Below are 13,795 nucleotides of genomic sequence, written 5' to 3'. Positions count from 1 at the left end.
CCCCACCAAAGGGAACGTGCGGATCGATTATTTTGTAATCATTCGCAATTTTTTTAGGCAAAAGCAGAAACTCAGGGCAACCAACCAAAAAAAGAGCCCGGGGTTGCCCCCGGGCTTTCCAAGTTTGCGGTCTGAGCCAATAGACCGCCTGGGAGATTTTTGTCGGTGCCGCCTTAGAGGCGGCCGGAGCCGGTTCCGAATTCCGGATAGGCTTCCACACCGATTTCGACCTTGTCGAGACCAAGGGCCTCTTCTTCCTCGGACACCCGGATACCCATGGTTGCCTTGAGGACGAACCAGATCACCGAGCTTACGACCAGGGTGAACGCACCGATGGAAACGATACCGATCAGCTGGGTGACGTAGGAAGCGTCGGAGTTGGAGAGTGGTACGATGAGCGTGCCCCAGATACCTGCCAGCAGGTGAACCGGGATGGCGCCGACGACGTCGTCGATTTTCAACTTGTCGAGCATCGGAACCGCGAAGACCACGATCACGCCACCGACACCGCCGACGAAGACGGAAACCCACACACTCGGGGCAAGCGGTTCTGCGGTGATGGCAACCAGACCTGCCAGAGCGCCGTTCAGAGCCATGGTCACGTCGACCTTCTTGTAGAGGATCTGGGTGAGAACAACCGCGACGACGACACCGGCAGCAGCAGCCATGTTGGTGTTGGCGAAGATGCGGGAGATGTCGGAGACGTCACCGATGGAACCCATGGCAAGCTGGGACGCACCGTTGAAGCCGAACCAACCCAGCCACAGGATGAACGTGCCGAGGGTTGCGAGCGGCATGGAGGAACCCGGGAACGGGTGCACGGAGCCATCCGCACCATACTTGCCTTTACGGGCACCGAGGATAACCGCACCGGCCAGAGCAGCCCAGCCACCGACGGAGTGAACGAGAGTGGAACCGGCAAAGTCGGAGAACTCAGCGCCGCCGATAGCCTTCACGGCTTCGCCGTTGAGCCAGCCGCCGCCCCATTCCCAGGAACCGGTGATCGGGTAGATGATGCCCGTCAGGACAACGGTGAAAGCCAGGAAAGGCCACAGTTTGATGCGCTCGGCGAGCGTACCGGACACGATCGACGCGGTGGTCGCACAGAAGACCATCTGGAAGAACCAGTCGGACGCCGTGGAGTAACCGGTGTCGAGTGCGTCGCCGCCGACGGCGTCAAACGCGTAAGGGCCGAAGGAACCCATGAAACCGCCGTCAACGCCGGTGTACATCAGGTTGTAGCCGGTGATCCAGAACATCAGGCCAGCGATGGCGTAGAGCGTAATGTTCTTCAGGCACTGCATCGAAACGTTCTTGGAGCGGACGAGACCAGCTTCAAGCATTGCAAAGCCGGCGGCCATCCACATGACCAGGAAACCACCGATGAGGAACAGCAGCGTATTGAAGATATAGGCAACCTCGGGAGAGACTGCGGCTGGAGCTGCAGCGGCAGCCTCGGTATCCTGCGCAAGCACCGGCAGAGCCGTAAGGCTCAACAGAGCCAGCGCCGTCGCGCCCTTAGCGACTAGTTTTTTCATGATACGTTTCCTTACCTAAATCACAGAGCTTCGGCGTCGGTTTCGCCGGTACGGATGCGCACGACCTGATCGATCGAATGAACGAAGATCTTCCCATCCCCGATCTGGCCGGTCTTGGCAGCGCCGGAAATCACTTCGACGACCTTGTCGACGGAGGCGGCATCCACAGCGACTTCAATCTTCAGCTTCGGCAGGAAGCTGACGGCATACTCGGTGCCGCGATAGATTTCGGTGTGCCCCTTCTGGCGGCCATAGCCCTTCACTTCAGTCACCGTCAGCCCCTGGATGCCGATGCTGGTCAAGGCATCGCGCACTTCGTCGAGCTTGAACGGCTTGATGATGGCCATCACTATTTTCATTGCTCGTTCCATTCCCCTTCTTAGCGCCCCTTCCCGTCGAAGAAGCTCGGCCTACCACCCCGGAAACTGCGCCTGGTTCTGTCCCCCTCTGGAAGGATCTTCTCAGGTCTTCGGCTTCACCACGTGTCGTGGCCCCGGGCCGGTGTCGGCTCTTACTAATCAAGGACCGTGCCAACTTGGCTTCTTCGGAGAGTCTTTCGCGGAATCCCGCGGTTTTGCAGTGCAAAAAACGCCGGAGCCAACTTTGTGGCATAAATGGGATGACGGCTTTTCAGGCAGTTTTTCTGCCTATTTTTTACACACGGCACACTTTCGAGGTTAAAAATTGTGCACAAAAGACCGGCAATCGCTCCTCGCATAAAAATGCGGCACCTGAACCGGTCAACAAAGTTACGGCAGTGCAAACGGCCGCGCCTCGCCACTGCGGCGGCAGCCCGCCGTGAAAGCAGCTTCCGCCTCAGTGCGGAGGCACAATCCGTATCTCAAGTTGCAGGTGGAGGACTGGCGCTGCACGCCTGTTTACGAAACCGTCAGAGAAAGGGCTGCCACATCGAATAAGTTCGAGCTTGTTCGGGATCCTGGAGTATACTTTTCAGACGCAACCCCGGCAGATGCAGCCATTAGTTGCTCTGTCTTTCAATGACCCCATCCCAACGGACCAACCGGCAGAGGCTGAAATGAGACACAGTGCCAAGCTAGCGGCCATCGCCCTTTCGTTCTTGCCGGGTCTTGCGAGCGCGCAGGACGTGGCCGACACCATCTATTCCGGCGGCCCCATCCTGACCATCAATGACAGTCAGCCGAAGGTTGAAGCCGTCGCGGTGAAAGACGGGCGCATACTGGCGGCAGGAACGTTGGCCGATATTTCGGCCTTTAAAGGCGAAACGACGGAGGCGTTCGATTTGAACGGCCGGACGATGCTACCGGGGTTCGTAGATAGCCACGGACACGTGGTCATGGGCGGAATTCAGGCCCTTTCGGCGAACTTGCTTGCGCCGCCGGACGGCAAAGTCACGGATATCGCCAGCTTGCAGGCAACGCTGAAAGCCTGGGCGGAGAAGAACGCTGCGACAGTCGACAAGGTAAAGATGATCATCGGCTTCGGCTACGACAACGCACAACTGGCCGAACTCCGCCATCCAACGCGTGAGGATCTCGACGCGGTCTCGACGGAAGTCCCGATCGTGATCGTGCATCAGTCAGGCCACCTCGGTGTTGCCAATTCCAAGGCGCTTGAACTCGCGGGGATCACCGCCTCGACCGAAAATCCGGAAGGCGGTGTCATTCAGCGCACTTCGGATGGAACTCCCAATGGCGTTCTTGAAGAATATGCCTTTTTCAATGTGCTCATCCCGCTGCTCGGAACTCTGGGGCCGGAAGGACTGTCTGCTTTCGCGGAAGCCGGAGCAGACCTCTGGATGCGCTACGGATATACGACCGCGCAGGATGGCCGCTCTTCCGGGGCGGTGGTCGAAGCCTTGAAGGCGGTGGACGCGGACAAGGGTCTTCCGGTGGACGTTATCGCCTATCCCGACGTGCTCGAAGCGAAGGATTACATCGCCCAGCATGTTTCGCGCGACTACGAAGGCAAAGTGCGCGTGGGCGGATGCAAGCTGACCATCGATGGCTCGCCACAAGGCTTTACCGCCTTGCGAGACCGGCCTTACTACGATCCCGTCGGCGATTATCCTCCCGGTTATGCCGGTTATGCGTCGGTTACGATGGAAAAGGTTCAGGACGCCGTGAACTGGTGCTACGAAAACGGCATCCAGATCATCACGCATGCCAATGGCGAAGGCGCCTCCGACATGCTGATTGCCGCCATTGGCGCGGCCCAGAAAAAATATGGAGACCCCGGCAACCGGCCGGTGCTCATCCACGGCCAGTTTCTGCGTGAAGACCAGGTGGACAGCTACAAGCGGCTTGGCGTCTTCATGTCCCTGTTTCCCATGCACACCTTCTACTGGGGCGATTGGCACCGAGACCACACAGTTGGCCCGGTGAACGCGGACAATATTTCGCCAACTGGCTGGGTGCGCGAACGCGGCATGAAGTTCGGCTCCCATCACGATGCTCCCGTCGCCTTCCCGGACAGCATGCGTATTCTCTCAGCGACGGTCACACGGCGCACCCGTTCGGGCGACATCCTCGGCCCGAGCCAGCGGGTAGACGTCATGACCGCCTTGAAAGCCATGACCATCTGGCCCGCGTGGCAACAATTCGAGGAAAACGACAAGGGGTCGATCGAAGTCGGCAAGCTGGCCGATTTCGTTCTGCTGTCCGAAGACCCGACGGCGATCGATCCGGAGAAGCTGGCCGGGATAAAGATCGAAGGGACAGTGAAAGACGGAAATCTGGTCTATGACGCACAGAAAGACAGCCGTCGGGGCGACCTCTCCCCGCAATTTCCGGTCTTTGGCAATCTGGAAGCTGCGCATCATCTGATGCATGCAATGTATGACGGCTTGAGCGGCGTTTCCAATCAGTAAGCAGACCGCATGCTGCGTCGGGACGGCCTCCGAAGGCCGTCCTGAAGACAGGGCAACTCGGTCAATGCCTCAACCGCAGAAGCAGCTCCCGGGCAGATCCTCAGGCTGAGAAGCCGCCGCTTTCCAGATAGGCGATTTCTTCCGGTGTCGATTGCCGGCCGAGAACGGCATTGCGATGCGGAAAGCGGCCGAAGCGGCGGATGACGTCGAGGTGGATCAGCGCGTAGTGATAGAGTTCCGTGTCGCCAAGGACGCGGCACAGGTCAACAGACCTTTCCTGATGCGCCATGTCTTCTGCGTGCTCGAACGGCAGGTAGAAAAAGCCGCGCGCCTCCTTGGGAAACGCCCTGTCAAAACCACGATCAAGCGCTTTTTCGGCGACCTCTACGGCCTTCGGGTCCGCCCGGAAAGCCTTGGGGCTGCCGCGGAAGACATTGCGCGGGAACTGGTCAAGCAGGATCAGGAGCGCGAGCGCACCATCGGCCGTATCCGCCCAGCCATCGAGCTTGCCCTCAGCCGCATCCTCGATAGCGGCCAGGAACCTGTCCCGGCACAACTTGTCGAACTTGTCGTCCTTTGCGAACCATTTCGCCGGCCCGGCGTTCCACCAGAAATCGAGAACGTCGAGGGAGGTGATCGGCTGGTCTGTCATGGCGGCAATTTCCGGAGATGAAGGAGTGGAAGGGGTGCGATCCGTTCCTGCCAGCTTCACTTGCCCGCTGTCAACGCGCCGCAGGCCAATGTCTGCCAGTTGACCTGGTGTTGCCGTGTCTGGGCGTCCAGAAAGCCACTGTCCTTCAGGGCGGTCATTTCCTGCCTGAACGCCTCGACCAGCGCGGGATCCGTCCCCTGGCTGAACACGGCCCACAGCGGGTTGGCAAGTGCTTCGACAAAGACCACCGGCTGCAGCAGGCCGCCGTCGTATCCCTGCTTGCAGGCGCTGGCCACTGCCAGGAACCCGGTCAGCGGCAGGACATCGATCCGCTCCAGGTAGAGCATCTCGATACCCTGGTGAAAATCGGTGATCGGCACCAGGTTCCCGGTTTCCTCGAACCCGAGCTGTTTCAGGTAGGAAAGTAGATTGGAACCGTCCTGAACGCCGATCCTCACGTTCTGATCACGCAGGTCCTCGACCGCGTCGGCTTCGATCTTCGGTCTGGTCGAGAGCTGATAGAAATTCTGCCCATAGGGCGAGACCTCGCCCAGCCAGATGAATTTGTCTTCCCGCTCCGGTGTTCGCGACAGCGAGAAGAAAAGCACATTCGGCATGGTTTCGGCCAAGAGCATTGCCCGCTTCCAGGGCAGGAACTCGTAAGCGCCGATCTTCAACGGGATCGTTTCTCCGACCCGCCTGGCAACTTCAAGCATATAGGCAGTGACATAACCGTCCGGCTTGCCCGCGTTGTCCCATTGCAGCGGTGCGAAACTCTGGGTGACGATCTGGATTTCGGCGGGGTCTGCCTTTGCTGGGCCAGCAACAAGCGAAAGGGCCGCGGCCGCAAGCATGATTGCGCTCCGGAGTCCTGCTTTCATTCCTGCACCATGCAATCGTCCCGCACCTTTGAAGAAGCTGTTTCTTGCAGTTAAACCCTGCCGGCGGATTGCGGGTGCGCCTTTGCGACAGCCGTCATTCCGGAACCGGACCCACCTGGCTTGCCGCCTGGGACGGTTTTCATCCCTGCACCCCGACGACACCGGCAAATCAGGCTAGTTTTGACTTCCTAATCTTGTATGAATGGCCAACAAAGGGAAGAAAATTCGACCCACCACCGGCGCCCCTGAAACGGAGACTTTGTTGACGACCGGAACGACACTCGATCTGAAGGGCCTGAAATGCCCGCTGCCCGTGCTCAAGACCCGCAAGGCCCTCACCCGGTTATCCAGCGGCGAGCAACTGACCGTTTTGACCACGGACCCGATGGCGGAAATCGACATTCCCCATTTCTGCAACGAGCAGGGCCATACCCTGCTGGAAGCAGAGCGCATAGAGGGCGGCCACCGGTTCGTGCTGACCAAGGGCGGCTAGATCAACAAACGATCAGCACCCGGCTTGAAGTGTCACTGAATCTTGCCGGCAATCTTGTCGATATCCGCCGCAAGCTGGAGGTCCAGTTTGCTGAGACCGCCAACGTCATGGGTCGACAGGGTGATATCGACACTGCGATAGACATTGAACCATTCGGGATGGTGGTTCATCTTTTCCGCCACCAGCGCGATCTGGGTCATGAAGGCAAAGGCTTCGCGGAAATTGTGAAACTTGAAGGATTTCGATATCGCCTCCCGGTCTTCGCACATGTGCCAGCCCGGCAGATCGTTCAATCCGGCGGCGCGGTCTTCCGGCTTCAGTCGTTCAACCATCTGGTCCTCCTGTTTTGCGTAACGGCCGGGCTCGAAAACGAGCCATCTGCCTGCCGTGCACCTAATCCAGTTCTGTGTCAGCCCAATGGCGGGCTGCCAGCATCCGCTTGGCGCCTGTTTCAAGGATAACCCGCTTGCCCCACGCCGTCCTCTTCGTTTGCCTTGGCAACATCTGCCGGTCGCCACTTGCGGAAGGCGTCTTCCGGGACATCGTGCAGGAGGCAGGACTGGCAGACAGTTTCGTGGTCGATAGCGCGGGAACCGGTGCCTGGCACATCGGCAATCCACCGGACCCACGCTCGATCGAGATAGCCGCGCGGCATGAGGTCGATATCTCCGCCCAAAGGGCACGGCAGGTACGGGCAGACGATTTCCGCCGCTTCGACACCATCGTCGCCATGGACAGGGACAATCTCGCGGCCCTCAAGCGCATGGGCGGAGCGAGCAGCCCCCGGCTTCGATTGCTTTTGAACGGACCGCCGCAGGATGTTCCCGATCCCTACTACGGCGGCCCGGACGGCTTTGAACAGGTGTACCAGCTCGTGCGGACTGGCGGTCAACGTCTCCTTAAGGACCTGATGACGAGCGCCTGACAAAGCCAGGCACGCTGCTTGACCACACGACAAGCCGGGGATTGCCGGGCACGGGTTCATAAATCCGTCTCAGACACCGGTGTATGGGTGTCTGATCTGCACGACTTCCTTGGCACCAAAATGAAAATTCTGTGGTGGTCTCTCGCGGCTGCGCTGATCCTGGCCGGGCTGGTAACGGTCTGGCTGCCGATCCCGACCGGCGTCCCCCTGCTTGCGCTCGGCATGATTGTCATTGTCGGCACGAACCGGAGCGCGGCACGCATGCTACGCAGCCGAAGACGCAAGACGCCGCCGCTCAATGATGCCATTACCTGGGTGGAAGACCGCTCGCCATTGCGCTTTGCCCGCATCCTGAAACGCACAAGACCACGCAAGAAGTAGAGTGTTCGTCAGCGTTCGGCAAAAACGCGACCGATGCCGCGAAGTGCCCGGCGCGCCCGAACCGCCAGCCGTTGCAACACCCGCTGCAAGCGCCGCCCCTTCACGGTGAACCACTCGTCAAGCTGGCGATCGCTCACCAGCGGTGGGGTCTTGCGATAAAGCAGTTGGTGGATCGCCAGGATCAGGAACAGCGTCACGCCCCAGGACAACAGCGTATCGGACAGGAAGTGCCCGCCGAAAGCCACCCGATTGGCTGACAGGATCAGGCCGAGCGGGATCAGAAAGACGAGTGCGCCCTTGCGCCAGGTTGCGGGCACCAGCAAGGTAACTGCTGCCACCAGCCACATGGCAGCCGACCCTTCCCCGGACACGAACGAACAGTTGCTGTCGCAATAGTTCGAGATTTTCCAGACCGGCTGGTACGGCAGATCCCCACCGAAGATCTCGACATTGCGGGGCCGCGGGCGGCCCCAGTTGTCTTTCAGGATCAGGTTGACCAGAACCCCCGGCCCAAGGATCAGCGTCGACAGCAGGAACACCGGCTGACGCAGTGGCATCAGCGGCTGACGGCCCGGCACCAGCAGCTTGATGAGCAGAACCGCCACGCAGACGATCGCAATCACCCGGACAAGAAACGGTCCCAGATGCCGGACATCGCGCAAGAACGCGACGTTCTCGGCCTTGAAGCCCTCATCGCCAAAATGGAAAAGCCCGCTCGCCCAGAGATCGACGCCGGGAAACGCCAGAAAGAACAGGGACACAAGGCAGATATAAAGCCCAACGCACACCATCGAATGGTTAATGCACCAGATGGATAGTTTGCTCAGTCCGGTCTTGGGATTATGCTGCTGGGGCTGGGTTTGCGTCATGGCTGCTCTTTAACGCATCCGATTGCCCGATCCAATCCCTTCCTGAAACCGGCCGGTTCAGATTTTGCGGAGATGCGGAATGTGAAAAACAGTCAGCCGCCTGCGGCCCCTACCGGCACGAATATAGTGTCATTGCGGCAGGACCGGAAACCGGTGGTGGAATTCTGGTACGAGTTTGCATCCACCTACAGCTATCTCTCGGCCATGCGGATCGAAACGCTGGCAAGCGACTATGGCGTTGAGATCGCCTGGCGGCCATTTTTGCTCGGTCCGATCTTCAAGAAGCAGGGCTGGCCCACTTCTCCCTTCAACCTGTATCCCGCCAAGGGCCACTACATGTGGCGTGACATGGAACGGCTTTGCAGGCAATACGGCCTGCCGTTCACATTGCCGTCTCCCTTTCCCCAGGACGCACTGCTGGCCGCCAGGATCGCACACGCAGCACAGAACCAGCCCTGGATAGGGGCCTTTACCCGTGCGGTCTTCATCGCTGAATTCGGACAGGGGCTGAACATCGCCGACGAAAGCCTGATGGCCGAACTGCTGCTGGAAATCGGCGCCCCGGCCCGGACGGCCCTGTCAACCGCCCAAAGCCGGGAAAACAAGATAAGCCTGCGCGCGGCCGTTACCGAAGCCGAGAAACTCGGCATCTTCGGCGCACCGAGTTTCGTCATTCCAGGTGGAGACCTCTACTGGGGCGACGACCGGCTGGAACAGGCCCTCGAGGCAGCCGGAAACCTGGTTGAAACGGACGCCTGAAGACCGCATCGCGTTCATCCGATATCCCAACTCAAAACCCGGCTTGCGGGATCCGAGATCGAAGGCTATATACGAAACATATACGTTTCATATATCCATCCATTTCGGGAGACAGTCATGGGCATCGTCAAGATCGACGAGGGTCTGCACGAGGAAATCCGCCGGGCCAGCACCGTCATGTGCCGCTCCATCAATGCGCAGGCCGAATTCTGGATGAAGATCGGAATGCTGGCCGAGGCCAACCCGACCCTGTCCTTCAGCGACATCATCAAGATGCAGCTCGACGCAGCTCAGGCTCCCTCAGCAGATGCGGCGGTTGCCTGACATGGTCAAGACCCCCGAAGAACTGGAACTCATGCGCAACTCGGGCAGGTTGCTCGCCTCCGTCTTCGAGATGCTCGATGGCGTTGACCTTGCCGGAATGTCGACACTCGCCGTCAACGACATGGTGGAGCGTTTCATAACCGAGGACCTTGCCGCCCGTCCGGCCAGCAAAGGGCAATACGGCTTTGAATTTGTGCTGAATTGCTCAATCAACCAGGTCGTCTGCCACGGCATTCCGGACCGGAACGAGATCATCCGCGACGGCGACATCATCAATCTGGATATCACGCTCGAAAAGGACGGCTTCATTGCCGATTCCAGCAAGACCTATGTGGTCGGAAACGCCAGTGCGGCCGCAAGACGGCTGGTGCGTGTTGCCCAGAAAGCGATGTGGAAAGGGATCGAGCAGGTAAAGCCGGGCGCCTATCTGGGCGATATCGGCCATGCAATCGAAAAACACGCCAAGAAGAACGGCTACTCGGTGGTGCGCGACTATTGCGGGCACGGCATCGGCCGTGAAATGCACGAGGAGCCCAACGTACTGAATTTCGGACGGCGCGGAACGGGCATGAGATTGCGCGAAGGCATGGTCTTCACCGTCGAGCCGATGATCAACCAGGGCACCAGCCGGGTTTCAACCGAAGAGGACGGCTGGAAGGTTGTGACCAAAGACGGCAAGCTGTCGGCGCAGTTCGAACACACGGTCGCCGTTACCGCCGATGGTGTCGAGGTTCTGACCCTGCGCCGAGATGAAACAGCCCTGACAGGATAGAGGCCGTAAGGTGTGGCCCTCAGCCCGCTCTGCGTCCGCTCGCCAGTTTCATCGCCTCGAAAAGGGCGGCAGGTGACAGGGGTTTTGTCAGGATTTCCCGGAACCCCGCATCCCGCAAACGCGTGTCGCCAACAGACTCCAGAGCCGCCGTCACGGCGATCAGCGGCAGGTCCGGGCGCAGAGATCCGAGCGCCTCGGCCGTTTCGACACCGCTCATGCCGGGCATGTGCAGATCGAGCAACGCGGCATCGAAGTCGCTCTTTTGAACGAGACCGACAGCCTGCTCGCCCGATCTGGCGGCCTCCGACGAAATGCCGAAGGATTCCAGCAGCGCTGCCAGCAGACGGCAATTGGTCTCGTTGTCATCAACAATAAGCACATGCGCCGACAAGGGCCCGGTGACAGACGCATCTTCGGATGTTGCCGATGTTCCATGCTGGTCTGCCTCGGCCTGCAACAGGCCGTCATCGCCCTCGCCGAGCGGAATTTCCACATTGAACCGGCTGCCGCCGGTCTCGGAACGCGCCAGTGTCAACCGGCCATTCATGTCCCGGACGAACTGCGCCGTCCCCCAAAGACCGAGACCCGTTCCAGGCGCGGTTTCCCGGCCGTGCCGGCCCCGGACGAAGGGCCGGAACAGCCGTGCACCTTCTTCAGGCTCGATCCCGGGGCCGCTGTCTGCAACGGAAATCAGGATGGAGGACGGATCGCCCTGACCGGAGGCATCCTCCGATTTGTGGCCGGCTGCGCGAACTTCGACCGTGACCCCGCCCTCAGCAGTGTATTTGACAGCATTGTCCAGCAATGTCGTGATCACCCGGCGCAGTGTCCCACCACTTGATGTAACCGCCTCGCGGGCCTCGTCGTCTATTTTCAGCGTCAAGGTCAGGTTTTTTGCTTCGGCCGCGACCTGGAAGAGGTCGGCGATTTCCGAAACGACATCGGCGATCCGACTGGGTCTTGTTTCCGCTTGCGATCCCGGTTCGGCAGCCGTGACAAGCTCGCCCGTCATCTGCGTAAGTGCATCGATGGAGCGAATGAGGATCGACAGTTGATCTTTTTGTGTCCCGTTCAGCGGACCGGTGCCGATCAGCTCCGCCGTCAGGCGCATGGCGGCAAGCGGCGTTCTGAGATCGTGGGCCAGAAGCGCAAGTTTGACGCTGTCCTCGTCATGATTTGCCATGCGGCCGGAGGTCCTTCGCCTGAATGGGTCTCAACCGGGCTTGCCAGACACGCGCCAAAAAGCCAAGTTGGTCGAAATTCTGCTTACCTTGCCGTGTGGCCGCTGTCCATCCAGACCGGCATCCACCTGCACCCAGTCCCAAATCAACCGGAAACAGCCTTTGGGTTGCCGCATAGATGCTTGCTCAAACACTTACGATCGTCGCCCCGGTTTTCCTGCTGATCGGCATTGGCTACTGCCTCGCCAAAACCCGCATTCTGAACCAGAGCATCAGCGAAGCACTCGGGCAGTTCGTCTATATCGTGGCGATCCCGGTGCTGATCTTCCGATCGCTGATCGGCGCTGACCTCAGCGCGGGTGTTCCGCTGGCGCTCTGGGCAACCTACTTTATCGGCGTCGGCTTTGCCTGGTTGCTCGGATCGCTGATCATTCGCAAGGGTTTCGGCCGCGACGCCCGGGCAAGCGCAATCGGCGGGATATCCGCCGCCTTCGCCAACACGATTCTGGTAGGCCTGCCACTGGTCGCCTCGGTATACGGCGACGAAGGCCTGGCCCCGCTGCTGCTGATCATCTCGATCCACCTGGCCACGATGACAGTACTGATGGCGGTGATGATGGAGCGGGCAGCTGCAATCGACAACGGCACGGCCTCCCCTCCCATTTCCCAACTGTTGATGGGAGCCGGAAAAAGCCTGGTGAAGAACCCCCTCGTCGTCACCATCGTCGCCGCCTTTATCTGGCGGCAGACAGGCCTGGAGCTGCCGGAGATCGGTCTCGACGTTATCAGCCGCATCGCCGCCACGGCACTGCCCTTGTCACTGCTGTCACTGGGCATGAGCCTCGTGCAATACGGCATGCGCGGCAATATCGTGCCAGGACTGATCCTCAGCATCATCAAGATGCTGCTGATGCCGATCGTCGTTTTTAGTTTCGGGGCTTTCGTGTTCCACCTGCCGCCTCTGTGGACAGCCGTTGCGACCTTGACGGCCAGCTGCCCGACGGGTGTAAACGCCTATATTTTCGCCAACCGCTACGGCACTGGCCATTCCATGTCCGCAAATGCGATTACCATGACCACGCTCTGCGCCATCGTTACAGCCAGCTTGTGGATCTGGTTCCTGGATCATTGGTTCGGCATGAGCCTGCGCTAATCCCTGAACGCGCTAGAGCCCGATCCTCTTGCGCAATTCGGCATGGGTCATGCCGGCCTCACGCAACGACCGGAGACTGGTGTCCTTGCTGGACTTCGAGAGCTTGCGTCCGTCCGCCCCCAGGACGAGCCTGTGATGCCGGTAGACCGGTGACGGCAGGCCGAGCAGTTCCTGCAGGACCCTGTGCACGCTGGTTGCGTGATAAAGGTCCTGTCCGCGCAGCACATCGGTGATGCCCTGCCTGGCATCATCGACCACCACCGACAGATGATAGCTCGTCGGCGTGTCCTTGCGGGCAAGGATCACATCACCCCACGCTGCCGCCTCGACAGGCACCGCGACAGGTTCGGCAAACAGGCTTTCGCCTTCCGCCCCCGTTTCCTGCCACGACAGCGCCCTTCCGATCTGCGCGAGGGCGCGCTGCATGTCGAGACGCAGTGAGAACGGCGCATCGCTGGCCGCCCGGCTCCTGAGCTCTTCCGCGGAAAGAACCGCGGCATCGCCAGGATAAAGCGGCGCACCGTCGGGATCCCGCGGCCAGTTTTCTCCATTGGCTTCCTTGGCAGAAACGAACGCCTTGATTTCAGCACGGGTCAGATATGCGGGATATACCAGGCCCATGTCCTGCAACTTTTCCAGGGCTGCCCGGTATTGCGGAAAATTTTCCGATTGGCGCAACACGGGCTCATCAAGCGGCACGCCCAACCAGGCGAGATCCTCGAACATCTCCCGTTCCAGGTCCGGCGTGCACCGGGTCTGGTCGGTATCTTCCACCCGCACGAGAAACCGGCCACTGAGCGCAACGGCTGCACGCGCATTCAGGAGAGCCGAAAGCGCATGCCCCAGATGCAAGTGCCCATTGGGCGAAGGAGCAAAGCGGAACACGGGCTGGGTCATGAGATCGGCAAAGGCTGTTGACGCGGAGCGGGCTGATGAGTGAAGTCCTACCTATCATTCCCCAGCCGCCGCGCAAGAGACAGTATCGCCCGGCAGTTCAAGACATCTACGGACAAGCCCCG

At 60.0% G+C, this 13,795-nt stretch carries 16 protein-coding genes; 8 read left to right on the top strand and 8 right to left on the bottom strand.

All coding sequences use genetic code 11. The features are described from left to right. Positions 1 to 173: 173 nt before the first annotated feature. Both B0E33_RS13610 and B0E33_RS13605 read right to left on the bottom strand, forming a co-directional pair. A complete protein-coding gene (locus tag B0E33_RS13610; RefSeq protein ID WP_055659930.1) occupies positions 174 to 1,538 on the bottom strand; it encodes an ammonium transporter family protein in 1,365 nt (454 codons plus the stop codon). Between the two features lie 20 nt (positions 1,539 to 1,558). Continuing rightward, on the bottom strand, positions 1,559 to 1,897 hold the full coding sequence (locus tag B0E33_RS13605; protein WP_006938248.1) for a P-II family nitrogen regulator: 339 nt from the start codon (positions 1,895 to 1,897) through the stop codon (positions 1,559 to 1,561). A gap of 677 nt (positions 1,898 to 2,574) precedes the next feature. Here B0E33_RS13605 and B0E33_RS13600 point away from each other — a divergent pair. Further along, a complete protein-coding gene (locus B0E33_RS13600; RefSeq protein ID WP_077291490.1) occupies positions 2,575 to 4,386 on the top strand; it encodes an amidohydrolase in 1,812 nt (603 codons plus the stop codon). 100 nt (positions 4,387 to 4,486) lie between these two features. Here the strand turns inward: B0E33_RS13600 and B0E33_RS13595 are convergent, their stop codons facing one another. Together B0E33_RS13595 and B0E33_RS13590 are read right to left on the bottom strand one after the other, a co-directional pair. Continuing rightward, on the bottom strand, positions 4,487 to 5,038 hold the full coding sequence (locus tag B0E33_RS13595) for a DUF924 family protein (RefSeq protein ID WP_077291489.1): 552 nt from the start codon (positions 5,036 to 5,038) through the stop codon (positions 4,487 to 4,489). A gap of 56 nt (positions 5,039 to 5,094) precedes the next feature. Continuing rightward, a complete protein-coding gene (locus B0E33_RS13590; protein ID WP_167579541.1) occupies positions 5,095 to 5,892 on the bottom strand; it encodes a substrate-binding periplasmic protein in 798 nt (265 codons plus the stop codon). A 286-nt stretch (positions 5,893 to 6,178) separates the two neighbouring features. Between B0E33_RS13590 and B0E33_RS13585 the strand changes: the two genes are divergently transcribed. Further along, positions 6,179 to 6,412 (top strand): sulfurtransferase TusA family protein, encoded by a 234-nt coding sequence (locus tag B0E33_RS13585; protein WP_055660494.1) that lies wholly within the window; start codon positions 6,179 to 6,181, stop codon positions 6,410 to 6,412. A gap of 32 nt (positions 6,413 to 6,444) precedes the next feature. On the opposite strand, the gene B0E33_RS13580 is transcribed toward B0E33_RS13585, so the two are convergent. Continuing rightward, the gene (locus B0E33_RS13580) at positions 6,445 to 6,744 is read right to left on the bottom strand and encodes a 4a-hydroxytetrahydrobiopterin dehydratase (protein ID WP_077291487.1); all 300 of its coding nucleotides are present in this window, start codon (positions 6,742 to 6,744) and stop codon (positions 6,445 to 6,447) included. A gap of 134 nt (positions 6,745 to 6,878) precedes the next feature. On the opposite strand from B0E33_RS13580, the gene B0E33_RS13575 reads away from it, so the two are divergent. Both B0E33_RS13575 and B0E33_RS13570 read left to right on the top strand, forming a co-directional pair. Further along, positions 6,879 to 7,337, top strand: a complete 459-nt coding sequence (locus B0E33_RS13575; RefSeq protein ID WP_206051438.1) for a low molecular weight protein-tyrosine-phosphatase — start codon at positions 6,879 to 6,881, stop codon at positions 7,335 to 7,337. Between the two features lie 120 nt (positions 7,338 to 7,457). Continuing rightward, positions 7,458 to 7,718, top strand: a complete 261-nt coding sequence (locus tag B0E33_RS13570) for a hypothetical protein (protein WP_023002717.1) — start codon at positions 7,458 to 7,460, stop codon at positions 7,716 to 7,718. Positions 7,719 to 7,726: 8 nt separating this feature from the next. On the opposite strand, the gene B0E33_RS13565 is transcribed toward B0E33_RS13570, so the two are convergent. Then, the gene (locus tag B0E33_RS13565; protein WP_208997814.1) at positions 7,727 to 8,587 is read right to left on the bottom strand and encodes a phosphatase PAP2 family protein; all 861 of its coding nucleotides are present in this window, start codon (positions 8,585 to 8,587) and stop codon (positions 7,727 to 7,729) included. A gap of 156 nt (positions 8,588 to 8,743) precedes the next feature. Here B0E33_RS13565 and B0E33_RS13560 point away from each other — a divergent pair, with 156 nt between their 5' ends. The 3 genes from B0E33_RS13560 (at position 8,744) to map (ending at position 10,442) form a co-directional block, all read left to right on the top strand. Further along, positions 8,744 to 9,346, top strand: a complete 603-nt coding sequence (locus B0E33_RS13560; RefSeq protein WP_265733562.1) for a 2-hydroxychromene-2-carboxylate isomerase — start codon at positions 8,744 to 8,746, stop codon at positions 9,344 to 9,346. A 117-nt stretch (positions 9,347 to 9,463) separates the two neighbouring features. Next, the gene (locus B0E33_RS13555; RefSeq protein WP_055659940.1) at positions 9,464 to 9,670 is read left to right on the top strand and encodes a ParD-like family protein; all 207 of its coding nucleotides are present in this window, start codon (positions 9,464 to 9,466) and stop codon (positions 9,668 to 9,670) included. Position 9,671: 1 nt separating this feature from the next. Continuing rightward, positions 9,672 to 10,442, top strand: coding sequence for a type I methionyl aminopeptidase (map, locus tag B0E33_RS13550; protein ID WP_055659942.1), 771 nt, complete (start codon positions 9,672 to 9,674; stop codon positions 10,440 to 10,442). 19 nt (positions 10,443 to 10,461) lie between these two features. On the opposite strand, the gene B0E33_RS13545 is transcribed toward map, so the two are convergent. After that, a complete protein-coding gene (locus tag B0E33_RS13545) occupies positions 10,462 to 11,625 on the bottom strand; it encodes a hybrid sensor histidine kinase/response regulator (RefSeq protein WP_062486430.1) in 1,164 nt (387 codons plus the stop codon). Positions 11,626 to 11,801: 176 nt separating this feature from the next. On the opposite strand from B0E33_RS13545, the gene B0E33_RS13540 reads away from it, so the two are divergent. Further along, positions 11,802 to 12,776, top strand: a complete 975-nt coding sequence (locus tag B0E33_RS13540; protein WP_023002711.1) for an AEC family transporter — start codon at positions 11,802 to 11,804, stop codon at positions 12,774 to 12,776. A gap of 12 nt (positions 12,777 to 12,788) precedes the next feature. Here B0E33_RS13540 and gluQRS read toward each other — a convergent pair whose 3' ends face one another. Then, positions 12,789 to 13,673 (bottom strand): tRNA glutamyl-Q(34) synthetase GluQRS, encoded by an 885-nt coding sequence (gluQRS, locus tag B0E33_RS13535; RefSeq protein WP_077291484.1) that lies wholly within the window; start codon positions 13,671 to 13,673, stop codon positions 12,789 to 12,791. Positions 13,674 to 13,795: the final 122 nt, after the last annotated feature.

The organism is Roseibium algicola, from assembly GCF_001999245.1.
GTDB lineage: Bacteria > Pseudomonadota > Alphaproteobacteria > Rhizobiales > Stappiaceae > Roseibium > Roseibium algicola.
The sequence above is the reverse complement of the archived record's forward strand: the minus strand, read 5'-3'. Positions and strand labels throughout refer to the sequence as shown.